Origin of the sequence: Pseudomonas sp. 9Ag (genome assembly GCF_902506445.1) — a bacterium.
GTDB classification, from domain to species: domain Bacteria; phylum Pseudomonadota; class Gammaproteobacteria; order Pseudomonadales; family Pseudomonadaceae; genus Stutzerimonas; species Stutzerimonas stutzeri_AB.
In genome coordinates this window covers 1,669,803-1,694,620 of the sequence record NZ_LR733836.1, presented here as the reverse complement: position 1 = coordinate 1,694,620, position 24,818 = coordinate 1,669,803, and the positions used below count along the sequence as shown (strand labels likewise).

Sequence of the window (24,818 nt, the reverse complement as noted above, 5' to 3'; positions counted from 1 at the left end):
CGCGATATGTCCCGCGCCGCTATAGGTGACGCTGTGCGCCTGCGGAGGCCAGTATGAAACTCAACGGCCGATCGGCTCTCGTAACTGGCTCGACCAGCGGAATAGGGCTCGGCATCGCTTGCAAGCTGGCGGAGGCGGGCGCGAATGTGATGCTCAATGGTTTTGGCGATGTCGATGCCGCCGTTGCGCAAGTATCAGCGTATGGCACCCGCGTCCTGCATCACCCAGCTGACGTGTCGGACGCCGATCAGATTGCGGAAATGGTCGCCGAGACCGAACGCGAATTCGGCACCCTGGACGTGCTGGTGAACAACGCGGGTATTCAGCACGTTGCGCCGATCGAGAGCTTTCCGGCAGAGCGTTGGAACAGCATCATCGCCATCAATCTGTCTTCGGCCTTTCACACCATCCGCCTGGCCTTGCCCGGTATGCGGCAGCGCAACTGGGGGCGGATCATCAACGTTTCCTCGGCCCACGGGCTGGTGGCTTCGGCTCAGAAGTCTGCCTACGTGGCGGCCAAGCACGGCTTGGTCGGATTGACCAAAAGTGTCGCGCTGGAAACCGCCACTACCGGAATAACCTGCAACGCCATATGCCCGGGTTGGGTGCTGACGCCTCTGGTGCAGCAGCAGATCGACAACATTGCCAAAGCCCATGGCGACCCCCAGCGTGCAACGCGTGAGTTGCTGATGGAGAAGCAGCCGTCACTGGACTTCGTGACGCCCGAGCAACTCGGTGAATTGACGCTTTTCCTGTGCAGCGATGCCGCCATTCAGGTGCGTGGTGTCGCCTGGAACATGGATGGAGGCTGGGTCGCGCAGTAGCTGCCTGAAAAAACCATGGTGCAGCGGTACGGTTCCAACCGGTTCCGCTGAGCTGTCGCAGGGTGCGGACGGGGAGACTCGATCGCTCACACCCTGCGGCAAGTTTTCTTGACCGCTTGGGACGAAGCAGCCGACCGCGTGCAGCGGCGCTTTGACCTGTCCACGAGTTCGTGGCGTATCTCGATGATCTTGCGGCGTGACTTCAGCGCTCGCTCAAGCCATGCAACTGAAGCTTTGAGTACAGGCTTGCTCTGGATATGCCCAGCTCGACCGCTGCGCGGCGGCGGTTGCCTTTGCAGGCGAGCAGGGCGGTCTGCAAGGCGCGGCGTTCGGCCTGGGCGATGCTCTCTGCGAGGAGTTGCAGGGGGGCGTTGGGTTCCGGTGTGGGTTCAGCAAGCATCGGCTCACTGGGGGTGAACGCAGCCTGCGGCGCGGCGGCAGTCTTCGCGCCCAACAGCGGCAGGAAATGGCGCGCTTCCAGCGGTGTGCCATCCGCGCTCAGCTGTGCGCGTTCTAGTAGGTTGCCCAATTCGCGCACGTTGCCGCGCCAGGGCTGGTTACAGAGCAATGCAATGGCGCTCGGCGCAAGTTCCATCGGAGCCTGCCCGGAGCGGTTGGCAATGTCATCGAGCAGATGTTCGATCACGGCGGGTATGTCGGCGGCACGGTCGCGCAACGGCGGCACCTGCAGCGCCAGCACGTTGAGTCGATAATAGAGGTCATCGCGAAACTCGCCGGCAGCGACCTTGGCTTCCAGATCAATGTGCGTGGCGGCGATCACCCGCACGTTCAGTGGCTTGACCTGATTGGAGCCCAGTGGCTCGATTTCCTGCTCCTGCAGCACCCGCAACAGCTTGGCTTGCAGGGCCAACGGCAGGTCGCCGATTTCGTCGAGAAAAAGTGTGCCGCCGTTGGCCACTTCGAACTTGCCGATGCGTGCCTTGCGATCAGCACCAGTAAAGGCGCCAGGCGCGGTGCCGAACAGCTCGGCTTCGACCAATGTCTCTGGAATCGCCGCGACGTTGACGGCAACGAAAGGCCCATTGGCGCGCGGCGACAGGTTATGAATGCCCTGAGCCAGCAGCTCCTTGCCGGTGCCGGTCTCTCCCCGGATCAGCACGGTGGCGTCCAGCTGTGCGGCGCGACGAGCCTGACGTTTAACTTCACTGGCCGCCGGGCTGGTGCCGATAAAGCCTGCAATGGTGTAGCGCGCCCGGCGAGCCTTGGCCAGTTCGTTCTGGGTCGCGACCAGCTGCGTCTGCAGCGTGGTGAACTTGGACATCAAAGGCTTCAGGTGCCGGGCCCGGTCGAACAGCACGAAACCCAGGGCGCCGACCAGGGTGCCGTCCTCGTCACGAAGCGGGATTCGCGTCACGACAAAATGCTCGCTGCCGAAGGCCATCAGATCGAGCATGCTCGGCTGGCCGCTCTCCACCACTTCACGCAAGCGGCTGGCGGGCAGCACTTCTTCGATTTCCTTGCCGAGAACACTGCGCGGGTCGCTGATGCCGATCTTTTCCGCGTATTTGTCATTGATCCAGACGATACGCGCCTGGCGATTGACCGCGATGGTGCCTTCGCACTGGGCATTGAGGTGGTCGAACAGCAGCGGCATGGCCACCGCCCGGAAGCGTTCGGGAGATACGCCGATGGTCAGGCCGTTGAGGTCAAGGTCGTTGCGGGCGATTGCCATGGGTTCGAGCTGTCCGGTGAGGTTCGGCCGATTATGGAAGGCGCAGGCTGCCGTGGGCAAGGCAGCCGGTCCGGGCTCAGAGTCCGTACACCTCGTTGGGCAGCCACGTCGCCAACGGCGCAAAGAAGAACACCAAGGCCAGGCCGAGCAGCTGGATCAGGATGTAGGGCATAACGCCGAGATAGACGTCCCGCGTCGTGACCTCCGGAGGGCAGACCCCCTTGATGTAGAACAGCGCGAAGCCCACGGGCGGAGTCAGGAAGGAGGTTTGCAGGCACAGCGCGAAGAGCACCGCGAACCAGAGCGGGTCGACACCCATGGAAAACAGCACCGGCGCAACCAGCGGCAGGATGATCAGCGTGATCTCCACCCAGTCCAGGAAAAAGCCCAGCAGGAAGGTGATGAACAGTACGGTTAGCAGCACACCGGTCTGACCGAACGGCAAACCCGTGAGCGCGGCACGGATCACGTCATCACCGCCCAGGCCGCGCAACACTGCGGCGAACACCGTGGCGCCGATAAAGATGCCGAAGATGAATGCCGAGGTGCGGCTGGTCTGGTAGAGCGCTTCCTTCAATACCGCCATGTTCAGCTTGCGGCTGAGGGCCGCCATCAGCACCGCACCAAACGCACCGACCGCAGACGCTTCCGTCGTTGTAGCGATACCGAAGAAGATCGAGCCGAGCACGGCCAGAATCAGGACGAAGGGCGGCACCACTGCCCAGAACACATCGATCAGCGCCTTGGCATCAAGCTTCTGGCGATTGGCAGGAGCAGGCGCAAAGTCCTTCTTCAGCCACGACACCACCACGATGTAGAGGATGTACATCAGGGCCAGCATCATCCCTGGTACCAGAGCACCCATGAACAGCTTGCCCACCGAGGCTTCGGAGGTGCCGAGTCGGTCGGCCATCAGGACCAGCATGATGCTAGGCGGAATCAGAATGCCCAGCGTACCGACCGAACAAGCGGTGCCGACGGCAAGGCTCTTGTTGTATTTGGCCTGCAGCATCGGCCCGATCGAGAGCATGCCGAGCAAGGCCACCGAGGCGCCGACGATACCGGTAGAAGCGGCCAGCAGGATGCCCACCAGCACGACCGTTACGGCGTAACCACCACGCAACGGACCGAGCACCCGGACCAGGCTGTGCATCAGCCGCTCGGCGATGCCGGAGCGGTCGAGCATGATGCCCATGAAGATGAACAGCGGCAGGGCAACCATCAGCTCATTGGCGACGATGCCGTAGATGCGTGCGTCCAGTACCCCAATGGTGCCGTCCCAGGTGAACCAGAGGTCAGCATCGAAGTGTTCGACCATGACGTGCCCGAGTACCGCGAACAACAATCCGATGCCGGCCAGTGACCAGGCGACCGGGAAGCCAAGCAGCAGTAGCCCCATGAAGGTGGCGAACATGCTGATGACGAGAATTTCTTCCAGACCCATGATTACGGCTACTCCATCAGGGCTGCGAATGGCCGCGGTCGCGGTCATGCGTCGGGGCTACGAAGGCCCGGGGAAAGTTGAATAGCAGCGTGCTGCAGCGCGTGGCCCGTGACAGCAAGGCCAGCGCAACCAGCGTCAGCCCGATGGGCAATACGCTCTTGAAGATGTAACGGTGCGGCAGCCCGCTTGGCGCCTGAGAACGCTCGTCATAGATGAAGGCTTGGTAGGCGAAGGGCACCAGCGCATCGACCATCAACACCACGATTGGCAATGCCAATATCAGGATCGCCAGCAGTTCGATGATGGCCTGGCTGCGCAGCGTGAATTTCTCGCGCAGCACGTCGACGCGGACATGGTCGTCACGCACCACGGCATAGGCCAGGGCGAGCATCAAAGCGGCACCGAACAGATGCCAGGACAATTCTTCCAACGCAATCGAGCCGCGAGACAGCACGAAGCGGCTGAACACGTTGGTCAGCACCACTGCCAGAACCAGCAGCCAGATCCATGCGCTGGCTTCGCCAATGGCGACCAGCGCCTTGTCCAGCCACCAGGACAGTTTGTTGTGAGGCAGTGCATCCGCTTGAGCGGCAGGCACTGCGTCATCAGGGGAAACGGGATGAGCGGACACGGCCACCTCGGAGATCCGAACCAGGAGAAAGCACGGCGCGAACCGTGCGCTAGAGACCTGTCAGGTCGGCAAGATTCTTCACCTGCTGTGCTAAGACTGCGTTACTGCGCTTCGGCAGTTGCCGACCGACCGCAGAGACCTCAGCACAGCAGGATCCAAACGTTTATGAAAGGCCAACCCTAGCGGGTACTAGGCTTTGCTGAGTGGATCACTCGTACTGGTAGTAATCGCGCGGCAAGTAGCCTTTGCCGTGCCAGATCGAGTGATGCTTCATGAAGTCGCGCTGGCTGCTCAGAACGCGGTTGAACATCTCGTCCTTGGCGGCGATTTCATCGAGCACTTCGTTGGTTACGCGCTCCAGCTCACGCAGTACTTCTTCAGGCAGCACCTGGGCCTTCACGCCTTGCTTTTCGTACTCGCGCAAGGCGGTCGGCTGGGCCCACTCGCTCTCTGCAAAGCCTTTGAGCGTGGCCGACTCGCAACCCATCTCGATCAACGCGCGGCTCTGTGGCTCAAGCTTGTTCCAGACGTCCTTGTTGACCAGCAGGTGCGAGGTGGTCAGCGTCTGGTGCCAGCCCGGCATGATGTAGTTCTTGATGATCTGATCGAGGCCCAGCATCTTGTCGATTGCTGGCTGCGAGAACTCGGTGGCGTCGATGGTCTTGCGCTCCAGCGCCTGATAGATCTCGCCGCCGGGGATCATGGTGACCGAGGCGCCGAGCTTCTCCAGTACCTTGCCGCCGATGCCGGCAAAGCGGATGCGTAGGCCATCGAAGTCTTCCAGCTTCTCGATTGGCTTGGCAAACCAACCCGCACCCTCAGGACCGATGATGCTGCAGAGCATCGGGTGAATGTTGCGCTCGGCATAAATCTCTTCAAGCAGCTTCTTGCCATCACCCTCGTAGTACCAGGCCAGATACGCTGGCGGCTCCATGTTGAAGGGTGCGCCGGAGTACAGGGGTAGTGAGGCAATTGTGCCCTGGTCGTAGCCGATCCAGGTGTAGCCAGCGGGGTACTTGCCGTTGCTGACTGCATCCATGATTTCGAAGGGTGGCACCAGTTCGCCAGGCTCGTAGTAGCGCAGCTGGATATCACCGCCAGAAATGGCTTTGAGGGATTCTGAGAGATGCTTGATAGGTGTGGTCAGACCGACCAGGTGAGAGGGAAAGGCCAGGGGCACTTGCCAGCGAATCTTCTCGGCTGCCATGACGTCAGCGCTGATCAGGCTGGCGCTGAGAAGGGTGGTAGCACCGATGGCGCAGGCGAGTCGGGACAGCTTTTTGGATATCGACATTGCAGGTTTCCTTCTTTTTTTTGTTTTGGTAACCAGAGGCGCGGGCCGGCGTTCAGTTGGCCGGAAAGCGAGACGAGGCAGCACTGATTTATCGTCCCGCCAGGTGTTCTGGCGTCTTGCCTGTATTACTTAGCAGGTTCTGTGCCTGACTGTGGGAAAACCTGATAACCCACGGGCCAGAGGCTTATCGGCGTTCAGCCAATTTTGCATGTGTCCAACTGGCCGGACACTCATCCGCGCCGACCTAAGGGCTGTCCAAACCTCTGGACTGATGTCTATATATCTGGACCCGAAGGCTCAATCCGGCAGCAAGCATGACGTTAGGAGCGCTGCGATCTTTCCCTCTAGGGTGCTTTAAGCGAAAGCGGGGGCCGGACTCAGCCCACATCCTTTTCCACGGTCGCCTTCAGCGCGGTGAGGCAACGTTCTTCGGCGGTATCAAGTTCCAGCTGCATTTGCTGAATATCAAGCAATTGCTGTTCGAGCTGCTGGCGGCGTTCGGCAATCATGCCAAGCATGATGTTCAGCTGTTTCTGGTTGCCGGCCTTGGGGTCGTAGAGTTCGATCAGGGTCTTGCATTCGGCGAGCGAGAAGCCGATGCGCTTGCCACGCAGGATGAGCTTCAGGGCGACACGATCCTTAGGGGTGTAGATACGCTCCTGGCCGCGCCGCTTCGGCGAGAGCATGCCTTGTTCCTCATAAAAGCGTATGGCGCGGGTGGTGATATCGAGCTCGTTGGCCAAATCGGAAATGCTGTACGTCTGCTTTGCCATGAAGGTATCCAGTTCTGCCTATCCACCCACGGCTCACGTGGAGCCGGGCGCGTTTACTACGGTTTGAAAGCGAGTCAAGGCTACACGCTGCGTTGGCCCGGTGCACAGTGGCGTCGGGCCATATCGCGCCACTCATTGCTGGATCGAACAACCAGTGGCGTTTTGCATCTCCTCGAAGCTCACCCCGTCGGCCAGCTCTACCAGCTTCAGGCCTTGCTCGGTTACGTCAAGCACGCCCAAATCGGTAATGATCCGGTTGACTACACCGACGCCGGTCAGCGGCAGGTCGCACTGCTTGATGATCTTGTGCGCGCCTTTGGCGGTGTGCTCCATCAAGACGACCACGCGCTTGACCCCAGCCACCAAATCCATCGCACCGCCCATGCCCTTGACCATCTTGCCGGGGATCATCCAGTTCGCCAGGTCGCCTTTCTCCGAGACCTGCATGGCGCCAAGAATGGCTAGATTGATATGGCCGCCGCGGATCATGCCGAAACTCATCGCATTGTCGAAGAAGGCGCTGCCGGGGAGGGCGGTGACGGTCTGCTTGCCGGCATTGATCAGGTCCGGGTCGATCTCGTCTTCGGTAGGGAAGGGACCGATGCCGAGCAGGCCATTCTCACTCTGCAGCCAGACGTCCATCCCTTCGGGAATGTAGTTGGCGACGAGAGTCGGCAAGCCGATGCCCAGGTTGACGTAGAAACCGTCCTGCAGCTCCTGCGCGGCGCGTTGCGCCATCTGTTCGCGTGTCCAGGCCATGATCAGCTCCTCACCGTACGTTTTTCGATGCGTTTCTCGGCGTTCGGGTTATGGATGATGCGCTGCACGTAAATGCCCGGCAGGTGGATCTGGTCGGCGTCCAGTTCTCCGGTTTCCACCAGATGATCAACCTCGACCACGCAAACCTTGCCTGCCATGGCCGCCAGCGGGTTGAAGTTGCGCGCGGTCTTGTTGAAAACCAGGTTGCCGGCCTTGTCCGCCTTGTAAGCTTTGACCAGCGATACGTCGACGGGCAGCGACTCTTCCATCACGTACCACTCGCCATTGAACTGGCGGGTTTCCTTGCCTTCGGCGATCAGCGTGCCGTAACCGGTACGGGTATAGAACGCGGGTATGCCGGAGCCAGCGGCGCGCAGTTTCTCGGCCAGGGTGCCTTGCGGGGTGAATTCGAGTGCCAGTTCGCCGGCCAGGTACTGGCGCTCGAACTCCTTGTTCTCACCGACGTAGGAGGAAATCATCTTGCGCACCTGGCGCGTCTCGAGCAGCAGACCGAGGCCAAAGCCGTCGACGCCAGCGTTGTTGCTGATCACGGTGAGGTCTTTCTTGCCCGTGTCGCGCAGTGCCTCGATCAGTGCCTCGGGAATGCCGCACAGGCCAAAACCGCCAACGGCGAGCGTCATGCCATCCTCGACCAGGCCGTCGAGCGCCTGCTTGGCGTTGGGATAGATCTTGTTCATGAAATGCCTCTTGTTATCTGAGGTTGGCTACAGACTCGGGTTACTCAGCGCTCAGTCGGGCCCGCGCGACGCGTGATCCGTTGGGACGACCCAGCACATCGCTGATGCGCTGACCGGCCGCGATCAGCGCGTTCAGGTCGATGCCGGTCTGAATGCCCAGGCCGTCGAGCATGTAGAGCACGTCTTCACTGGCCACATTGCCGCTGGCGCCTTTGGCATAGGGGCAACCGCCGAGGCCTGCGACCGAACTGTCGAAGGTGCCGACGCCTTCCAGCAGGCTGGCGTAGATGTTCGCCAGCGCCTGACCATAGGTGTCGTGAAAGTGACCGGCGAGCTTGTCACGCGGAACCTCGCGACTGACCGCCTCGATCAGCTGACGGGTTTTGCCCGGTGTGCCGGCACCGATGGTGTCGCCCAGCGAAACCTCATAGCAGCCCATGGCGAACAGCTCGTGCGCCACATGCGCGACGCGCTTGGGGTCTACTTCGCCTTCGTAAGGGCAGCCCAACACGCAAGAGACGTAGCCGCGTACCTGAATGCCGTTCTCGCGCGCTGCAGTCATCAGCGGAGCGAAGCGCGCCAGGCTTTCGTCGATGGAGCAGTTGATGTTCTTTTGCGAGAAGGCTTCCGAGGCGGCGCCAAACACAGCCACTTCACTGACTCCGGCTTCGATGGCTGCTTCGAGTCCTTTCATATTGGGCGTCAGCGCGGCGTAGGTGACGCCGGGCTTCTGCTTGATCTGCGCGAACACATCGGCAGAACCCGCCATTTGTGGCACCCACTTGGGCGAGACGAAGCTGCCCACCTCGACATAGTGCAGCCCCGCGCTGGTGAGGTCGTCGACCAGGCGAACCTTGTCTGCAACGCTGATGGGCTGCTTTTCGTTCTGCAGGCCGTCGCGGGGGCCGACTTCTACAAGGCGTACCCGACGTGGCATTTCAGTGGTTGGAGTCATTGGTTGTCCTCATGAACAAGTTCGAGCGCCGTGCGGTGAAAGCCGATGACCGGCAGGTCATAGCAAGACTCTGCGGCTCAAGTTATCAACAGCATGGCAGATAAAACTGGAAGCCCCGCCTCTTGCTGGCGGCACCACGTTTGAGAACCGCCATGCTACGCAAATTGAAAATCTCCCATCGCACGCTGCTGTTCTTTGCGCTTGTAGCCGTGCTGCTGGCCGCGCTTGGGTTGTTCAGCCTGATGCAGATGTCCGCGATACGTGCTGCGGGCAGCGAGATCGACTCCGATTGGATGCCAAGCCAGGCGGCCGCTGACGATATGGCGCTGAATCTTGCTCACGTGCGGATCGAATCCATGCGGCAGTTGGCCTTCCAAGACGCCGAAACGCTTCGCAAGAGCGACGAGCAGATCGCTGCAGCAATGACCAAGCTCAGCCAGCTGATGGCTCGTTACGAGGAGCACATATCCAATCCTGATGAGGCTCGCGTGTTCGGTGTCGTCAAGAATGTATACGCCAGCTATCCCCAAGCGCTTCAGGATCGCCAGCGCGTGCTTGCCGCCAACCCGAGCGAGGACAGGGCTGCCGCGGTGAACGCGCGGGTTAGCGAGCTTAGCCACCAGCTCGAACAGGCTTTGTTGGAACTCCGGTCGTTTAACGAGGAGGGCGCCCATCATGCTGTCGAGGCGGCCACGTCCGTTTATCGGAACGCGCAGAGGGTGATCGCCTCGGTGATCCTGGTTGCGTTGGTCTCGACCGTTGCGCTGGCGCTGCTGTTGACCGCCAGCATCGTGCGGCCCATGCGTCGCGCTGTCGCCGTTTCGAATCAGATTGCCAAAGGCGACCTCACCCATGAAGTTCATGTTAATGGCAACGACGAAGCCACTGAGCTGCTGACCTCGCTGAGCGAGATGCAGGCCAACCTGCGTAGCATCATCGGGCAGATCAACGATTCGGCCCATGTGCTGACGGCTTCGGCCGAAGAAATGAGCGCTGTCATGCTGGACAGCACCGAGGGCTTGCAGCGGCAGAACGATCAGATTGAACAGGCCGCCACGGCGGTGAATGAGATGACTTGTGCGGTCGAAGAGGTGGCCAGCAATGCCGTTTCCACCTCCGAGGCGTCGCGGGCTTCCAGCGAGTCGGCTCAACAGGGACGTATGCAGCTCGAAGACGCCATTGCATCGATACAGGCTTTGGCGGCTGATGTTGTCAGCGCCTCGGCCCGTGCCGGTGAGTTGGCCGATCAGACCCACAACATCACCCGTGTGCTGGATGTGATCCGCGCGGTGGCCGAGCAGACCAACCTGCTGGCCCTGAACGCTGCCATCGAGGCGGCGCGAGCCGGAGACGCCGGCCGCGGCTTCGCCGTGGTGGCGGATGAGGTGCGAGCATTGGCGAAACGTACCGGTGAGTCGACCCGAGAAATCGAGTCGATGCTTGGCAGCATTCAGCAAGGCACCGGGCTGACAGTCGAAGCGCTGCAACAAGGCGCCTCGCGCGCGCAGACCACCCTGAACAAGGCCGAAGCGGCTGGCGTTGCCCTGGTGCGGATTGCCGAGACGGTCGCCGGAATCAACGAGCGCAACCTGGTCATCGCCAGTGCGTCGGAGGAGCAGGCGCAGGTCGCCCGTGAGATTGACCGTAACCTTGTCAGCATTCGTGATCTCTCGGTGCAAACCTCTGCTGGCGCCCAGCAAACCAGTGTGGCGACTCAGGAGCTGTCGCGCCTGGCGGTGGATCTGAATGGACTGGTGAGTCGTTTCCGGATGTAGCCGCTGCGCTGTGACTGCGCAGCTCCCGGAGCGTGAAGGGAGATTTATTGCTCGTCCGCGAGAACGGCGACCACTCGGGTCGCTGCCTTCGCAAGCAGGCTTGCTTCTACAACAGCCGTTCTGAGCGGCCGGCCCTACGCCGCCAGTGCCTGGCGAGGCCGGCAGAGCCTGCCCGATTGCCTGGCCTGCGGCGGCTTTAATCACTCAAGCTCTACCAAAGTGGTGCCTTCACTGATCATCTCGCCTTCAGTGCAGAAGACGGCTTTCACCACGCCCGCTTCGGCGGCTCGGATGCTGTGCTCCATCTTCATCGCTTCCAGCACGACCAGTGTGGTGCCGGCCTCGACGGTCTGCCCGGCCTCGACCAGTACGCGAACAATGCTGCCATTCATGGGGGCGGTGAGGCCGCCGTGATGGTGGTGGCTGGCCTCGACTTCGGCGATGGGATCGAACGCGCTGACCGCCTGCAACTCGCCATTCCATTCAAGGTAAAGCGTTTCGTCCTTTCGGATGGTCTTTGGCTGACGGCTGGCTTGCGAGGCGGCCAACTCGCTTCTGGCGGTGGCAGTATCGATGCGCACCAGTCGGCTTTCACCGTTGCATTGCAGGTGCACGCCGATCCGCGCCGGCATACCGAAGCGCAGGCCATCGCGCTTTGCCCAAGGCGAATGAAGGTCGTCCTCACGAATTTTCGCCGGCTCGGTCTGCACGAACAGCCCGGCGGCCAGCTGCCAGAACGCGTCGGGCAGTTCGCCGGGTGCGCGCATCAGCTCCGCTTCGTGGCGCGGGATGAAGCCGGTGTCCAGCTCTGCCGCTGCGAACGCCGGATGCCCGATTACGCGACGCAGAAAAGCAAGGTTGGTGCGCACGCCGCCAACGCAGGTCTCATCCAGCATCGCCAGCAAACGCAGGCGCGCTTCTTCACGGTTTTCACCCCAGGCGATGAGTTTGCCGAGCATCGGGTCGTAGAACGGCGAAACGGTGTCTTCTTCTGTCACGCCGCTGTCGACCCGACGCCCAGGCCCTGCGGCCGATTCGCGGTACAGGTCGAGCGTACCGGTGGCCGGCAGGAAGTCGTTGTCCGGATCTTCGGCATACAGCCGCACTTCGATAGCGTGGCCCGTGAGCGGTACCTGATCCTGGGTGATTGGCAGCGGTTCGCCACGGGCAACGCGGATCTGCCAGGCCACCAGGTCGAGTCCGGTGATGGCCTCGGTGACCGGGTGCTCGACCTGCAGGCGGGTGTTCATTTCCATGAAGAAGAACTCGCCACGGGCATCAAGCAGGAACTCGACCGTTCCGGCGCCGACGTAGCCGATGGCCTGCACAGCCTTCACCGCGGCTTCGCCCATGGCCCGGCGCAGCTCAGCGGAGAGACCCGGGGCGGGCGCTTCCTCGACGACCTTCTGGTGCCGGCGCTGGATCGAGCAGTCGCGCTCGTTGAGGTAGAGGCAATTGCCGTGCTGATCGGCGAACACCTGGATCTCGACGTGACGGGGCTTGAGGACGTATTTCTCGACCAGCATGCGCGAGTCGCCAAACGACGACTGCGCCTCGCGCTGGGCCGATTGCAGCGCCTCGGCCAGATCAGCCTCGCGCTCGACCACCTTCATGCCTTTGCCGCCACCGCCTGCAGTGGCCTTGAGCAATACCGGGTAGCCAATCTTTTCTGCAGCGATGCGGAAGGTTTCCACGTCCTGGGCTTCGCCGTGATAGCCGGGCACCAGTGGCACGCCAGCCTTTTCCATCAGTGCCTTGGCCGCCGATTTGCTGCCCATGGCATCGATGGCCGAGGCAGGCGGGCCAAGGAATATCAGGCCGGCATCCTCGATGGCGCGAGCGAAGTCGGCATTCTCGGAAAGGAAGCCGTAGCCCGGATGAATCGCCTGCGCGCCGCTGGCCTTGGCGGCGGCGATCAGCTTGTCGATCAGCAGGTAACTGTCGGCCGGCTTGGCGCCGCCGAGGTCAACGCGAATGTCGGCTTCGCGTGCATGCCGGGCATCACGGTCGATGGCGCTGTGCACAGCTACGGTGGTGAGGCCCATGGCCTTGGCGGTACGCATCACGCGGCAGGCGATTTCGCCCCGGTTTGCGACCAGCAGGGTAGTTATCATTGTTCTGGCTCCTGCGTCCAATTGGGTTTGCGCTTCTCCAGAAAGGCGTTGAGGCCTTCCTGTCCTTCGGGGCTGACCCGTATGCGCGCAATGGCATTTTCGGTGTAGCGGCGCAGCGCCGGGCTCAGCGAGATGCTGGCGGCTTCGCGTAAGAGATCCTTGCTGGCTCGCATGGCCTGCGGGCTGTTGAGCAACAGGTTGTCGAGCCAGCCGTGCAAGGCGTCATCCAGTTCGGCGGCGGCGTAGGTCTCGGACAACAGGCCGAGGTCGCGGGCGCGCTCGCCACTGAAGCGTTCGCCCGTCATGGCGTAGCGGCGTGTGGCGCGTTCGCCCATGGCCTTGACCACGAAAGGGCTGATCACCGCGGGCGCTAGGCCGATGCGCACTTCGGAGAGGGAAAACAGCGCGTCATGCGCACCGATGGCCATGTCGCAGCAGGCCACCAGCCCGACTGCACCGCCGAAAGCCGCGCCTTGCACCACCGCCAACGTCGGCAGCTTGAGGTGGTAGAGGCTGTACATCAGTTCGGCCAGCTCGCGGGCGTCGGTGAGGTTGGCATCGAAATCCAGCTTCGCCGACTGTTGCATCCAGGCCAGATCCGCCCCGGCCGAAAAGTGCTTACCGCGGCCGCGCAGCAGCAGGAAGCGCAGGCTCTTGTCCGCCTGTACCGTGTCGATTGCCTGTACCAGCTCGCGGATCATTTCGGCGTTGAAGGCGTTGTTCTTTTCCGGTCGGTTGAGCCACAGGGTGGCGAAGCCGCGCGCGTCTTTGTTCAATTCGATGGTCTGGAAATCGGTCATCTGCTTCTCCTATACGAGCCAGCCAGCGGTCAGTACTGCGCTCTGTTGCGGGCCTTACATCCGGAATACGCCGAACCGGGTCTGTTCGATCGGTGCGTTGAGACTCGCCGAGATTGCCAGGCCCAGCAGGTCGCGCGTCTGCGCCGGATCAATAACACCGTCATCCCACAGTCGCGCGCTGGAGTAGTAGGGGTGCCCCTGGTGCTCGTATTGCTCGAGGATCGGCTGTTTGAGTTGCGCCTCGTCCTGCTCCGAAAAGGTCTGTCCGCTGCGCTCGGCCTGCTCTCGCTTGACCTGCACCAATACCCCGGCAGCCTGCTCGCCACCCATCACGCCGATACGGGCGTTGGGCCACATCCACAGGAAGCGCGGGTCGTAGGCTCGGCCGCACATGCCGTAGTTGCCGGCACCGAAGCTGCCGCCGATGACTACGGTGAATTTCGGCACCTGGGCGCAGGCGACCGCAGTGACCAGCTTGGCGCCGTGCTTGGCAATGCCGCCGGTTTCGTATTTCTGCCCAACCATGAATCCGGTGATGTTCTGCAGGAACAGCAGCGGGATGCCGCGCTGGCAGGCCAGTTCGATAAAGTGCGCACCTTTCTGAGCGGCTTCGGCGAACAGAATGCCGTTGTTCGCCAGGATCGCGATCGGGTAGCCGTGCAGCGTGGCAAAGCCGCAGACCAGTGTGGTCCCGAACAGCGCCTTGAACTCGTCGAATTCGCTGCCATCGACCAGCCGCGCGATGACCTCGCGCACGTCGTAGGGCTGCTTGGATTGTGCGGGGATTACGCCATAAAGCTCGCCCGCGGCATACAGCGGCGCACGCGGTTGGCGCGGCTGAACCTGGCCAAGCTTTTTCCAGTTGAGGTTGGCGACGCAGCGCCGGGCGATGGCCAGCGCGTGCTCGTCGTTCTCGGCGTAATGGTCTGCCACACCGGACGTTTTACAGTGCACATCGGCTCCGCCGAGATCTTCGGCGGTGACCACTTCGCCCGTCGCGGCTTTGACCAACGGCGGGCCGGCGAGAAAGATCGTCGCCTGGTTGCGCACCATGATGGTTTCGTCAGCCATGGCTGGCACATAGGCGCCACCGGCGGTGCAGGAGCCCATCACCACCGCGAGCTGCGGGATGCCCATGGCACTCATGTTGGCCTGGTTGAAGAAGATGCGACCGAAGTGTTCACGGTCCGGGAACACCTCATCCTGGCGCGGCAGGTTGGCGCCGCCTGAATCCACCAGATAGATGCACGGCAAACGATTCTGCTGGGCGATGGATTGCGCGCGCAGGTGTTTTTTCACCGTGAGTGGGTAGTAGCTGCCACCTTTTACCGTGGCGTCATTGGCGATGATCACGCATTCGACGCCCTCGACTCGGCCGATGCCAGCCACCACACCCGCAGCAGCAACGTCTTCACCGTAGACCTCATAAGCCGCCAGGGGCGCGACTTCGAGAAAGGCTGAGCCGGGATCGAGGAGTGCGTTGATGCGGTCGCGTACCAGCAGCTTGCCGCGGGCGACGTGGCGTTGCTGGGCTTTCTCGCCACCACCTTCGCTGACGCGCCCGAGCAGCGTGCGCAGGTTGTTTACCTGTTCGAGCATCGCGACGCGGTTGGCGGCGAATTCGGGTGAACGGGTGTTGATCTGGGTATTCAGGATGGCCATAGAACCCTCGAAAAGAGCGCTGGAGGCTGGAGCTGGACGATGGCCGAAGTGGCACTTCATCCTGGGTAGGGTGGGCTTCAGCCCACCACCTCCGGGAATGGTGGGCTGAAGCCCACCCTACGGTTACCGCGTTCCGCCTCTGCTGCTTTGTCTTATTTGGTTTCGTTGAACAGCTCGCGGCCGATCAACATCCGACGAATCTCGCTGGTGCCAGCGCCAATCTCGTAGAGCTTGGCATCTCGCAGCAGGCGGCCGGTGGGGAATTCGTTGATATAGCCGTTGCCGCCGAGAATCTGGATAGCCTGCAGCGCCATCTGCGTTGCCGCCTCGGCGGTATAGAGGATCACGCCGGCGGCATCCTTGCGGGTGGTTTCGCCACGGTCGCAAGCCTGCGCGACGGTGTACAGGTAGGCGCGGCTGGCGTTGAGCTGGGTGTACATGTCGGCCACCTTGCCCTGGATGAACTGGAATTCGCCGATGCTCTGGCCGAATTGTTTGCGGTCGTGGATGTAAGGCACCACGACATCCAGGCACGCCTGCATGATCCCGACCGGGCCGCCGGCCAGCACCACGCGTTCATAGTCCAGGCCGCTCATCAGTACTTTGACGCCGCCATTTTCGGCGCCCAGCACGTTCTCTTCCGGCACCTCGACGTCATCGAAGAACAGCTCGCAGGTGTTGGAGCCGCGCATGCCGAGCTTGTCGAACTTGCTGCCGCGTGAGAACCCCTTCCAGTCGCGCTCGACGATGAATGCCGTGATGCCATGGGCACCCTTGTCGAGGTCGGTCTTGGCGTAGATCACGTAGGTGTTGGCATCCGGACCATTGGTGATCCAGGTCTTGCTGCCGTTGAGTACGTAGCGGTCGCCTTTCTTGTCGGCGCGCAGCTTCATCGAGACCACGTCGGAGCCGGCGTTGGGCTCGCTCATGGCCAGTGCGCCGACATGCTCACCGGAAATCAGCTTGGGCAGGTACTTCGCCTTCTGCTCTGGTGTGCCGTTGCGGTTGATCTGGTTGACGCAGAGGTTGGAATGCGCGCCGTAGGACAGGCCCACCGAGGCTGAACCGCGGCTGATCTCCTCGATGGCGATGACATGCGCCAGGTAACCCATGCCAGCGCCGCCGTATTCCTCGTCTATGGTGATACCGAGCAGGCCCATGTCGCCGAACTTGCGCCACATGTCGCTGGGGAAGAGGTTGTCACGGTCGATGGCTTCGGCGCGAGGCGCCAGTTCATTCGCAACGAAACCGCGGGTCTGGTCGCGAAGCATGTCCACGGTTTCACCGAGAGCGAAGTTGAGGCCTGAATAGTTCATGTGCCACCTGTCTGTCTTGTAGTTGTTCTCATCCGGCCGCCGAAGGGAGTAGAGCCGGTTTTCACCTGCGGTTCAGCCTGTCGTTTGTCCCGCTTCCATACCGACTTTAGGCGTAGGGTGCGGTGGGTTGTCACGCTGTTACCTTTACGTTAACGTAACGACGTCCCGAATGACTGTCAACTGCAGCCTTCGTGGCAGTAAGGCCTCATAACAAACATAAGACTGAGGAATTTCGACATGAGTCTTCCGAGCTACACCTGCGGACCGCAGACCAAACCCCTGTTGCCGATGACCATCGGTGCGGCGTTCGACCGGGCTGTCGAGCGGTTCTCCGACCGTGAGGCCTTGGTCGTCCGTCACCAGAACCTGCGTTACACCTGGGCACAGCTGGCCGACGAAGTGGACCGTTGCGCACGCGGCTTGCTGGCGCTCGGCCTTAAGCCTGGCGAGCGGGTGGGCATCTGGTCGCCCAACAATGCGCAGTGGTGCATCACTCAGTTTGCAACCGCCAAGGTGGGCGTGGTGCTGGTGAACATCAACCCGGCCTATCGCCTGAACGAACTGGAATACGCGCTGAAGCAGTCCGGCTGCCGTTGGCTGATCTGCGCAGATGCATTCAAGACTTCCGACTATCACGCGATGCTCCATGAGCTGCTGCCGGAGCTGGAGTGCTCCGCTATCGGCGCGCTGCAGAGCCATATGCTGCCGGAGCTACGTGGCGTCATCAGCCTGTGCGACAAACCGGTAGATGGCATGTTGCTGTGGAAGGGGCTGATGGGCATGGCTGATAACGTAGGCCCGGAACAACTGCGCCAGTGCGGCGAGCAGCTGCAGTTCGATGACCCGATCAACATCCAGTACACCTCCGGCACCACAGGCTTCCCCAAGGGCGCCACGCTCAGTCATTACAACATCCTCAATAACGGTTACATGGTCGGTGAGAGCCTCAAACTCAGCGAGCATGACCGGCTGGTGATTCCGGTCCCGCTTTATCACTGCTTTGGCATGGTCATGGGCAATCTGGGTTGCGTCACCCACGGCACCACGATGATCTATCCAAGTGCCGCGTTCGAACCGCTTGCGGCGCTGCAGGCAGCGGCCGAAGAAAAGGCCACCGGCATGTACGGCGTGCCGACCATGTTCATCGCCATGCTCGACCACCCAGAGCGCCAGTCGCTGGATCTGAGCAACCTGCGCACCGGAATCATGGCCGGCTCCACCTGCCCGATCGAAGTCATGAAGCGTGTCATCGACGATATGCACCTGGCCGAGATGCAGATTGCCTATGGCATGACCGAAACCAGTCCTGTCTCGACTCAAACCGGCCCGGATGATGACCTCGATCGCCGCGTCACCAGCGTTGGGCGTACCCAGCCGCATCTGGAAAGCAAGGTTGTCGACGAGCACAACCGCATCGTTCCGCGCGGGCAGATCGGCGAGCTGTGCACACGCGGCTACAGCGTGATGCTCGGCTACTGGAGCAATCCGGAGGCTACCGCCGGCGCGATTGACGGTGCGCGCTGGATGCATACCGGCGACCTGGCAATCATGGACGACGAGGGCTATATCAAGATCGTCGGACGTAACAAGGACATGATTATTCGCGGCGGTGAGAACGTTTATCCGCGGGAAGTCGAGGAGTTCCTGTTTACCCATCCGGCCGTCGCAGACGTGCAGGTGATCGGCGTGCCTGACAAGACCTACGGTGAAGAGATCGTTGCCTGGGTCAAACTGCATCCGGGGCATGAGGCCAGTGCTGACGATCTGCGCGGTTTCTGCAAAGGCCGCATCGCGCACTTCAAAACGCCCAGGCACATCAAGTTCGTGGAAGAGTTTCCAATGACGATCAGCGGCAAGGTGCAGAAATTTCGCATGCGTGAGGTGAGCGTCGCCGAGCTGGGGCTTGCCGACTAGAACGGTTACCCGGTCGGCAGAGGTTGGCCGGTAGTTCATCCCTGTATCCATTCGGAGCGCCACATGACTCAAGCCATCAGTCGTTTTCCACTGGTCGATGACCTGGACGCGCTACCGGCAGATATCCGCGAGCGGATTGTCGCCGTGCAGGAAAAAGCAGGCTTTGTGCCTAACGTTTTTCTTATGTTGGCTCATCGACCCGATGAATTTCGTGCCTTCTTTAACTACCACGATGCTTTGATGGAAAGGGAAGGTGACAGCCTGACCAAAGCCGAGAAGGAGATGATCGTCGTGGCGGTTAGTGCCGATCACGGCTGTCTGTACTGCGTCGTGGCGCACGGCGCGATTCTGAGAATTCTCGCCAAGGATCCGTTGCTCGCCGACCAGATATCGGTCAATTACCGCACCGCGACAATCAGTGAGCGTCAGCGGGCTATGCTCGATTTTGCGCTGCATCTCGCCGCTGAGCGTGGCGTACTGGATGACGCGTGGCAGGCGCGACTGGAAAAGATGGGCTTCACTCTGAACGACATTTGGGACATTGGCGCGATTGCCGCGCTGTTCGGTCTTTCCAATCGTCTGGTGTCGATGGCGAGAACACCGCCCAACGACGAATTCTATTTGCTGGGCCGGGTGCCCAAGGCTGTCGCGAATTGAGCGGCAGTAAAGAGATTTACCGCTCTGACGGTAAATGAGGCTCGACAGGAGCGAGGTCGGGTCCATCAGCTGCACCAACGAAGACAATAACAAGAGAGATGATCATGCAATTGAAACCCCTGAGCCGTTTCTTCCTCTTCAGCAGCCTGGCAGCGTCTGCGCTAGGTACCTCAACCATGGCATCCGCCGCGTTTCTCGATGACAGCAAGGCCACCGTCGAGCTGCGTAACTTCTACATGAACCGTGATTTCCGTCAGTCCGGCGCTCCGCAGTCCAAGGCTGACGAGTGGGCGCAGGGTTTCATTCTGAAAATGGAATCAGGCTACACCGAAGGGCCGGTCGGCTTTGGCCTCGATGCCCTTGGTCTGCTGGGCGTCAAGCTTGATTCCAGCCCGGATCGCTCCGGTACCGGTGTCTTGCAGAGAGACTCGTCCGGTCAGCCGTCTGACGACTACGGCACCGCCGGCCTGACTGCCAAAGCAAAGATGTCCAACACGACCCTGCACGTCGGCACCCTGCAACCGATCATCCCGGTGGTGATGCGCAACGACAGCCGTCTGTTGCCTAGCATCTACCGTGGTGCCTGGTTGCAGAGCAAGGAAGTCGATGGGCTGACGCTCGATGTCGGCATGCTCGATCGCACCAGCTACCGTGACTCCTCGAACTACGAAGAGATGGCGGTGTTCAATGGCGGCGCGCGAAATATTGTGCTGGGGAATACCGCCACCAGCGACGAGTTCATGTTCGCCGGCGGCAAATACCAGTTCATGCCTGAACTGACCGGTAGCTATTACTACGGCGGCCTGGACGGCATCTACAAGCAGCACAACACGCAGCTGGTCCACATCATGGCGCTCGGCGAAAACCAGAGCTTCAAGACCGACCTGCGCTACGTGCGCTCCACCGATGACGGCGGCAGCAACGTCGACAACAACGCCTTCGGCGCACTGTTCACCTACAAGCTCGGCGGCCACGCGTTTACTGGCGGTTACCAGACGTTGAGCGGCGACACCGGTTTTGCGTATATCAGCGGTGGCGACAACATGCTGATCAACCTGCTGCAGATCAACGACTTCGGTAACGAAGACGAGAAATCCTGGCAGGTTCGCTACGACTATGACTTCGCTGCGGCGGGCATCCCCGGGCTGAGCCTGATGACTCGCTACGTGTCCGGTGACAACGTCAACCTGGCAGGCGGCGCAGAAGGTGAAGAGTGGGAGCGCGACACCGACATCGCCTATGTAGTCCAGAGCGGGCCGTTGAAGAACCTCGGCATGAAGGTGCGCAACGCAACCGTGCGCAGCAACTTCGGCAGTGACATCAACGAAACCCGCGTGATTCTCAGCTACACCCTGGCGCTCTGGTAAGACCAGAAAGCAACACAGCAATGACTCCTCGTTGATCTTTTGCCGGGCCCTTGCGGCCCGGTTTTTTCAGGGCATTTCACGTGTACAGCTGCTGCTGTATAGCCCGACATGACCAGTAGTACGCTCAATCGAGCGTTTGAAAAGGATGCTTGCTTCAACTCGTAAACGGTTGTTATCGTTTACGTAAAGGTCACCCAGTGATCTGCGCCATAACCAACAACAATAATCAGGGTTAGAGGGCATCCCATGGCACCGGAATTCGTGCTGGAAACGCGCGGTCTGACCAAGGAATTTCGCGGCTTCACCGCAGTGGATTCCGTTGATCTGCGTGTACAGAAGGGACACATCCATGCACTGATCGGCCCCAACGGGGCTGGCAAGACGACAGTGTTCAATCTCCTCACCAAGTTTCTGACGCCTACACGGGGCGAGATCCTCTACCGCGGCAAGGCCATCACCTCGATGAAGGCGAATCAGATCGCACGTCTCGGCCTGGTGCGCTCGTTCCAGATTTCTGCGGTGTTCGGCCACATGAGCGTGCTGGAAAACGTGCGCGTGGCATTGCAGCAGAAAATGGGCAATTCGTTTCACTTCTGGAAATCCGAAGGCACTCTGCGCGAGCTCGACGAGCGCGCGCTGCAGCTGCTTGCCGAGGTCGATCTGGAAAGCTATGCCCAGACGCTGGCCATCGAGCTGCCTTACGGACGCAAACGCGCGCTTGAGCTGGCCACTACGCTCGCGCTGGACCCGGTCGTGCTGCTGCTCGACGAGCCGACTCAAGGCATGGGCGGTGAAGACGTCGACATGGTCGTGGCGCTGGTACGACGCGCTGCCGAAAACCGTACGGTGCTGATGGTCGAGCACAATCTCAGCGTCGTCAGCCGCCTTTGTGACCGCATCACCGTACTGGCGCGCGGTTCGGTCCTGGCCGAGGGCGATTACGACAGCGTCTCGGCAAATCCTGAGGTGCGCGAGGCCTACATGGGTAGCGAAGCCAACGCAGAGGAGGCTCACGCATGACGCCCAAAGCTGATCGCGACCAGCTGCGGGTCGATGACCTGCATGCGTTCTACGGCGAATCCCACATTCTGCATGGGGTTGATCTGGTGGTGGGGCGAGGCGAACTCGTTACCCTTCTGGGTCGCAACGGCTCCGGCCGCAGCACCACGTTGCGCGCCATCATGAACATGGTCGGCCGGCGCACCGGCTCCATCATCGTCAATGGCAACGAAACCATCGGCATACCTGCCCACCAGATCCCAAGGCTCGGCGTCGGCTACTGTCCTGAAGAGCGCGGCATTTTCTCCAGTCTCAACGTCGAGGAAAACCTGTTGTTACCGCCGACCGTGCGCAGCGGCGGAATGGGGCTGGATGAGCTTTACGAAATGTTCCCCAACCTCTACGAGCGTCGCTTCAGCCAAGGCACGCGGTTGTCCGGCGGCGAGCAACAGATGCTGGCGATGGCGCGCATCCTGCGCACCGGTGCCAATCTGCTTCTACTCGACGAAATCACCGAAGGTCTGGCTCCGGTGATCGTGCAAAAGCTCGCGGAGGTCCTGATCAAGCTCAAGAAACGTGGCCTGACCATCGTGCTGGTGGAGCAGAATTTCCGCTTCGCCGCACCACTGGCCGACCGTCATTACGTAATGGAGCACGGGCAGATTATCGAAGAGATCAGCGCCGCAGACCTGGATTCGAAAAAGGAGTTTTTGAATAGTTGTCTGGGGGTGTGACCACCCTCGCCAAGCAGTCATTGTGAAAACTACTGCGCTCGGTAATGCAGCGTTAAGAACAGGATTGGAATGCTCATTTACAGCTCGTAACTCCGCATCCTCCCCTGTTTTTGCCTTGCCTTCCCGTCGTTCGTTATGTCTTCACAACGCCTGCAAGCCAGCCGGTCCGCAGTAGATGCCGGTGATCAATAGCCACAACAAAAACAATCACAGTGGGTGAATATGAAAATGCTCAAGAAAACCGCAGCCGCCATCCTTGTATCCAGCATGATCGCCGGTGCCGCCCAGGCCGAAATCAGCAACGATGAAGTTCGCATCGGTTATCTCGCCGATATGTCAGGAACCTACCGTGATCTGTCTGGCCCTGGTGGACTGGAGGCACTGCAAATGGCCATCGAGGATTTCGGTGGCACGGTCAACGGCAAGAAGATCGTCACCTTCAACGCCGACGATCTGAACAAGCCCGACGTGGGTGCCAATACGGTTCGCCAGTGGATCGACGAGCGTAACGTCGACATGGTGACCGGCATGGTCGCCAGCTCCGTGGTGCTGGCAGCCGCCAAGGTGGTAGAGCAGGGCGGCAAGCTTGCGCTCATTTCCGGCGCCGCCGCTTCGAGCATCACTAACGAGTACTGCGCGCCAAGCCATATTCACTGGACCTACGACACCTTCGCGCTGGCAAACGGCACCGCCAATGCCGTGCTTAAAGATGGCGGCAAGAGCTGGTTCATCCTCACCGCGGACTACGCGTTTGGTCACGCCATGGAAAACGACATCAAGAAGGTCGTCGAAGCCGAAGGTGGCAGCGTGGTCGGCACGGTACGCCACCCATTCCCGAGCAGTGACTTCTCCTCCTACATCCTCCAGGCCCAGGGTTCAGGCGCCGATGTGGTCGCGCTGGCCAACGCCGGTGCAGACACGGTGAACTCGTTGAAGACCGCCAGCGAATTTGGCGTGACCCAATCCGGACAGAAACTCGCCGGCATGGTCGTCTTCCTCAACGATATCCACGCGATGGGGCTGGACGTCACCCAGGGACTGATGCTGACCACCGGCTGGTACTGGGACATGAACGAAGAAACCCGCGCCTGGGCCAAGCGTTACGAAGAGCGCGTTGGCCGCATGCCAGGCATGGTCCCCGCCGGTATCTACTCGGCGACCATGCATTACCTCAACGCCGTGAAGGAAACGGGCAGCGACGACGCCCAGGTCGTTCGCGCGCAGATGGCCAAGACACCGGTCAACGACATGTTTGCCAAGAACGGGAAGATCCGTGAAGACGGCCGCATGGTGCACGACATGTATCTGGTGAAGGTGAAGACCCCAGCCGAATCCAAGGGCGAGTGGGACCTCTATGAGGTGGTCAGCACCATTCCGGGCGATGAGGCCTTCCGTCCCATCGGTGAGAGCCAGTGCCAGCAGATGGCTCCGAAGGGCTGACCAGACTGGCGTACCGCTACCCGGTCAGCAGCCATGCTGCGCTGGCCGGGTTTTCCGGAATCCCTTTGGGTAGTGAATCATGACTCTCATTTTCGGCGTTCCCCTGAGCGTACTGTTCGGGCAGCTTCTGCTCGGCCTCATCAATGGGTCGTTCTATGCGCTGTTGAGCCTCGGCCTGGCCATCATCTTTGGCTTGCTGCGCATCATCAACTTCGCCCACGGCGCGCAATATATGCTCGGTGCCTTTGCCGCCTTCATCGGGTTGAATTACCTGGGCATCAACTACTGGATGGCTTTGCTGCTGTCGCCGTTGCTGATCGGCCTGCTGGGCATGGGTATCGAACGGGGTCTGCTGCGCCGTATCGCCGGGGAAGACCATCTGTACGGTCTGCTGCTGACCTTCGGCCTGGCGCTGATCGTCGAGGGTAGTTTCGTCAAGTTGTTCGGCGTGTCCGGATCGCCGTATCCGATGCCCGACCTGCTGAAGGGCGGGCATAACCTGGGCTTCATGTTCCTGCCGACCTACCGCGGCTGGGTGATCGTTGCGGCCCTGACGGTGTGCTTCGCGACCTGGTACATGATCGAACGCACCCGGCTGGGCTCGTACCTGCGCGCCGGTACGGAGAATCCGAAACTGATGCAGGCCTTCGGTATCAACGTTCCGCTGCTGGTCACCCTGACTTACGGCTATGGCGTCGCGCTGGCCGCGTTCGCTGGTGTGCTCGCCGCGCCTATCTACGCCGTCACGCCTGGGATGGGCTCGAATCTGCTGATCGTGGTGTTCGCCGTCGTGGTGATCGGCGGGATGGGTTCGATCATGGGCGCGATTGTCACGGGACTCGCGATGGGCCTCATCGAAGGGCTCACCAAAGTGTTCTATCCGGAGGCGGCCAACACGGTGATCTTCGTGATCATGGTGCTGGTACTGCTGCTGCGGCCAGCCGGTCTGTTCGGAAAGGAGGCATGAAC

Annotated in this window: 21 protein-coding genes; 9 read left to right on the top strand and 12 right to left on the bottom strand. The window is 61.0% G+C overall.

Annotated elements, in window-relative coordinates:
- Positions 1-53: 53 nt before the first annotated feature.
- Entirely contained in the window at positions 54-824 is a 771-nt protein-coding gene (locus ALTERO38_RS07465) for a 3-hydroxybutyrate dehydrogenase (protein ID WP_102835078.1), read from the top strand.
- Between the two features lie 202 nt (positions 825-1,026).
- Here ALTERO38_RS07465 and ALTERO38_RS07460 read toward each other — a convergent pair whose 3' ends face one another.
- The 8 genes from ALTERO38_RS07460 to ALTERO38_RS07425 form a co-directional block, all read right to left on the bottom strand.
- A complete protein-coding gene (locus ALTERO38_RS07460) occupies positions 1,027-2,517 on the bottom strand; it encodes a sigma-54-dependent Fis family transcriptional regulator (protein WP_102835079.1) in 1,491 nt (496 codons plus the stop codon).
- Positions 2,518-2,593: 76 nt separating this feature from the next.
- Entirely contained in the window at positions 2,594-3,961 is a 1,368-nt protein-coding gene (locus tag ALTERO38_RS07455) for a TRAP transporter large permease subunit (RefSeq protein WP_102835080.1), read from the bottom strand.
- Between the two features lie 16 nt (positions 3,962-3,977).
- A complete protein-coding gene (locus tag ALTERO38_RS07450) occupies positions 3,978-4,592 on the bottom strand; it encodes a TRAP transporter small permease subunit (protein WP_256663810.1) in 615 nt (204 codons plus the stop codon).
- Positions 4,593-4,800: 208 nt separating this feature from the next.
- Entirely contained in the window at positions 4,801-5,886 is a 1,086-nt protein-coding gene (locus ALTERO38_RS07445; protein WP_159967851.1) for a TRAP transporter substrate-binding protein, read from the bottom strand.
- A gap of 377 nt (positions 5,887-6,263) precedes the next feature.
- Positions 6,264-6,659 carry a MerR family DNA-binding transcriptional regulator gene (locus ALTERO38_RS07440; protein ID WP_102835083.1) on the bottom strand — a complete coding sequence of 132 codons (396 nt, stop codon included), beginning with the start codon at positions 6,657-6,659 and terminating at the stop codon, positions 6,264-6,266.
- A 132-nt stretch (positions 6,660-6,791) separates the two neighbouring features.
- Positions 6,792-7,418: a CoA transferase subunit B gene (locus ALTERO38_RS07435; RefSeq protein WP_159967850.1), complete on the bottom strand. Its 627-nt coding sequence runs from the start codon at positions 7,416-7,418 to the stop codon at positions 6,792-6,794.
- A gap of 2 nt (positions 7,419-7,420) precedes the next feature.
- Positions 7,421-8,116, bottom strand: coding sequence for a CoA transferase subunit A (locus ALTERO38_RS07430; RefSeq protein ID WP_159967849.1), 696 nt, complete (start codon positions 8,114-8,116; stop codon positions 7,421-7,423).
- Positions 8,117-8,156: 40 nt separating this feature from the next.
- The gene (locus ALTERO38_RS07425) at positions 8,157-9,053 is read right to left on the bottom strand and encodes a hydroxymethylglutaryl-CoA lyase (RefSeq protein ID WP_102835488.1); all 897 of its coding nucleotides are present in this window, start codon (positions 9,051-9,053) and stop codon (positions 8,157-8,159) included.
- A 170-nt stretch (positions 9,054-9,223) separates the two neighbouring features.
- Here ALTERO38_RS07425 and ALTERO38_RS07420 point away from each other — a divergent pair, with 170 nt between their 5' ends.
- Positions 9,224-10,846 carry a methyl-accepting chemotaxis protein gene (locus ALTERO38_RS07420; protein WP_102835086.1) on the top strand — a complete coding sequence of 541 codons (1,623 nt, stop codon included), beginning with the start codon at positions 9,224-9,226 and terminating at the stop codon, positions 10,844-10,846.
- A 200-nt stretch (positions 10,847-11,046) separates the two neighbouring features.
- Here ALTERO38_RS07420 and ALTERO38_RS07415 read toward each other — a convergent pair whose 3' ends face one another.
- From ALTERO38_RS07415 to ALTERO38_RS07400, 4 genes are all read right to left on the bottom strand, one after another.
- Positions 11,047-12,960 (bottom strand): acetyl/propionyl/methylcrotonyl-CoA carboxylase subunit alpha, encoded by a 1,914-nt coding sequence (locus ALTERO38_RS07415; RefSeq protein WP_159967848.1) that lies wholly within the window; start codon positions 12,958-12,960, stop codon positions 11,047-11,049.
- A complete protein-coding gene (locus ALTERO38_RS07410; RefSeq protein ID WP_102835088.1) occupies positions 12,957-13,760 on the bottom strand; it encodes a gamma-carboxygeranoyl-CoA hydratase in 804 nt (267 codons plus the stop codon). The genes ALTERO38_RS07415 and ALTERO38_RS07410 overlap by 4 nt, the downstream gene beginning before the upstream one ends.
- A 54-nt stretch (positions 13,761-13,814) precedes the next feature.
- On the bottom strand, positions 13,815-15,422 hold the full coding sequence (locus ALTERO38_RS07405) for a carboxyl transferase domain-containing protein (protein WP_159967847.1): 1,608 nt from the start codon (positions 15,420-15,422) through the stop codon (positions 13,815-13,817).
- A 152-nt stretch (positions 15,423-15,574) separates the two neighbouring features.
- On the bottom strand, positions 15,575-16,738 hold the full coding sequence (locus ALTERO38_RS07400) for an isovaleryl-CoA dehydrogenase (protein WP_102835090.1): 1,164 nt from the start codon (positions 16,736-16,738) through the stop codon (positions 15,575-15,577).
- A gap of 237 nt (positions 16,739-16,975) precedes the next feature.
- Between ALTERO38_RS07400 and ALTERO38_RS07395 the strand changes: the two genes are divergently transcribed.
- The 7 genes from ALTERO38_RS07395 (at position 16,976) to ALTERO38_RS07365 (ending at position 24,816) form a co-directional block, all read left to right on the top strand.
- Positions 16,976-18,652, top strand: coding sequence for an AMP-binding protein (locus ALTERO38_RS07395; RefSeq protein WP_159967846.1), 1,677 nt, complete (start codon positions 16,976-16,978; stop codon positions 18,650-18,652).
- A gap of 63 nt (positions 18,653-18,715) precedes the next feature.
- Positions 18,716-19,309 carry a peroxidase-related enzyme gene (locus tag ALTERO38_RS07390; RefSeq protein ID WP_159967845.1) on the top strand — a complete coding sequence of 198 codons (594 nt, stop codon included), beginning with the start codon at positions 18,716-18,718 and terminating at the stop codon, positions 19,307-19,309.
- A gap of 104 nt (positions 19,310-19,413) precedes the next feature.
- Positions 19,414-20,676: an OprD family porin gene (locus ALTERO38_RS07385; protein WP_159967844.1), complete on the top strand. Its 1,263-nt coding sequence runs from the start codon at positions 19,414-19,416 to the stop codon at positions 20,674-20,676.
- 246 nt (positions 20,677-20,922) lie between these two features.
- On the top strand, positions 20,923-21,696 hold the full coding sequence (locus ALTERO38_RS07380; RefSeq protein ID WP_102835092.1) for an ABC transporter ATP-binding protein: 774 nt from the start codon (positions 20,923-20,925) through the stop codon (positions 21,694-21,696).
- Entirely contained in the window at positions 21,693-22,409 is a 717-nt protein-coding gene (locus tag ALTERO38_RS07375) for an ABC transporter ATP-binding protein (protein WP_148924396.1), read from the top strand. The genes ALTERO38_RS07380 and ALTERO38_RS07375 overlap by 4 nt, the downstream gene beginning before the upstream one ends.
- A gap of 222 nt (positions 22,410-22,631) precedes the next feature.
- Complete coding sequence (locus ALTERO38_RS07370) at positions 22,632-23,849, top strand: ABC transporter substrate-binding protein (protein ID WP_102835094.1); 1,218 nt, start codon at positions 22,632-22,634, stop codon at positions 23,847-23,849.
- Between the two features lie 79 nt (positions 23,850-23,928).
- Positions 23,929-24,816, top strand: coding sequence for a branched-chain amino acid ABC transporter permease (locus ALTERO38_RS07365; RefSeq protein WP_102835095.1), 888 nt, complete (start codon positions 23,929-23,931; stop codon positions 24,814-24,816).
- Positions 24,817-24,818 lie beyond the last annotated feature (2 nt).

Coding starts and splice junctions, on each gene's coding strand:
- ALTERO38_RS07430 (WP_159967849.1), bottom strand. CDS start 8,116: ATGAACAAGATCTATCCCAACGCCAAGCAGGCGCTCGACGGCCTGGTC.
- ALTERO38_RS07455 (WP_102835080.1), bottom strand. CDS start 3,961: ATGGGTCTGGAAGAAATTCTCGTCATCAGCATGTTCGCCACCTTCATG.
- ALTERO38_RS07425 (WP_102835488.1), bottom strand. CDS start 9,053: ATGCCACGTCGGGTACGCCTTGTAGAAGTCGGCCCCCGCGACGGCCTG.
- ALTERO38_RS07370 (WP_102835094.1), top strand. CDS start 22,632: ATGAAAATGCTCAAGAAAACCGCAGCCGCCATCCTTGTATCCAGCATG.
- ALTERO38_RS07380 (WP_102835092.1), top strand. CDS start 20,923: ATGGCACCGGAATTCGTGCTGGAAACGCGCGGTCTGACCAAGGAATTT.
- ALTERO38_RS07395 (WP_159967846.1), top strand. CDS start 16,976: ATGAGTCTTCCGAGCTACACCTGCGGACCGCAGACCAAACCCCTGTTG.
- ALTERO38_RS07400 (WP_102835090.1), bottom strand. CDS start 16,738: ATGAACTATTCAGGCCTCAACTTCGCTCTCGGTGAAACCGTGGACATG.
- ALTERO38_RS07465 (WP_102835078.1), top strand. CDS start 54: ATGAAACTCAACGGCCGATCGGCTCTCGTAACTGGCTCGACCAGCGGA.
- ALTERO38_RS07440 (WP_102835083.1), bottom strand. CDS start 6,659: ATGGCAAAGCAGACGTACAGCATTTCCGATTTGGCCAACGAGCTCGAT.
- ALTERO38_RS07385 (WP_159967844.1), top strand. CDS start 19,414: ATGCAATTGAAACCCCTGAGCCGTTTCTTCCTCTTCAGCAGCCTGGCA.
- ALTERO38_RS07365 (WP_102835095.1), top strand. CDS start 23,929: ATGACTCTCATTTTCGGCGTTCCCCTGAGCGTACTGTTCGGGCAGCTT.
- ALTERO38_RS07405 (WP_159967847.1), bottom strand. CDS start 15,422: ATGGCCATCCTGAATACCCAGATCAACACCCGTTCACCCGAATTCGCC.
- ALTERO38_RS07410 (WP_102835088.1), bottom strand. CDS start 13,760: ATGACCGATTTCCAGACCATCGAATTGAACAAAGACGCGCGCGGCTTC.
- ALTERO38_RS07445 (WP_159967851.1), bottom strand. CDS start 5,886: ATGTCGATATCCAAAAAGCTGTCCCGACTCGCCTGCGCCATCGGTGCT.
- ALTERO38_RS07390 (WP_159967845.1), top strand. CDS start 18,716: ATGACTCAAGCCATCAGTCGTTTTCCACTGGTCGATGACCTGGACGCG.
- ALTERO38_RS07375 (WP_148924396.1), top strand. CDS start 21,693: ATGACGCCCAAAGCTGATCGCGACCAGCTGCGGGTCGATGACCTGCAT.
- ALTERO38_RS07420 (WP_102835086.1), top strand. CDS start 9,224: ATGCTACGCAAATTGAAAATCTCCCATCGCACGCTGCTGTTCTTTGCG.
- ALTERO38_RS07435 (WP_159967850.1), bottom strand. CDS start 7,418: ATGGCCTGGACACGCGAACAGATGGCGCAACGCGCCGCGCAGGAGCTG.
- ALTERO38_RS07460 (WP_102835079.1), bottom strand. CDS start 2,517: ATGGCAATCGCCCGCAACGACCTTGACCTCAACGGCCTGACCATCGGC.
- ALTERO38_RS07415 (WP_159967848.1), bottom strand. CDS start 12,960: ATGATAACTACCCTGCTGGTCGCAAACCGGGGCGAAATCGCCTGCCGC.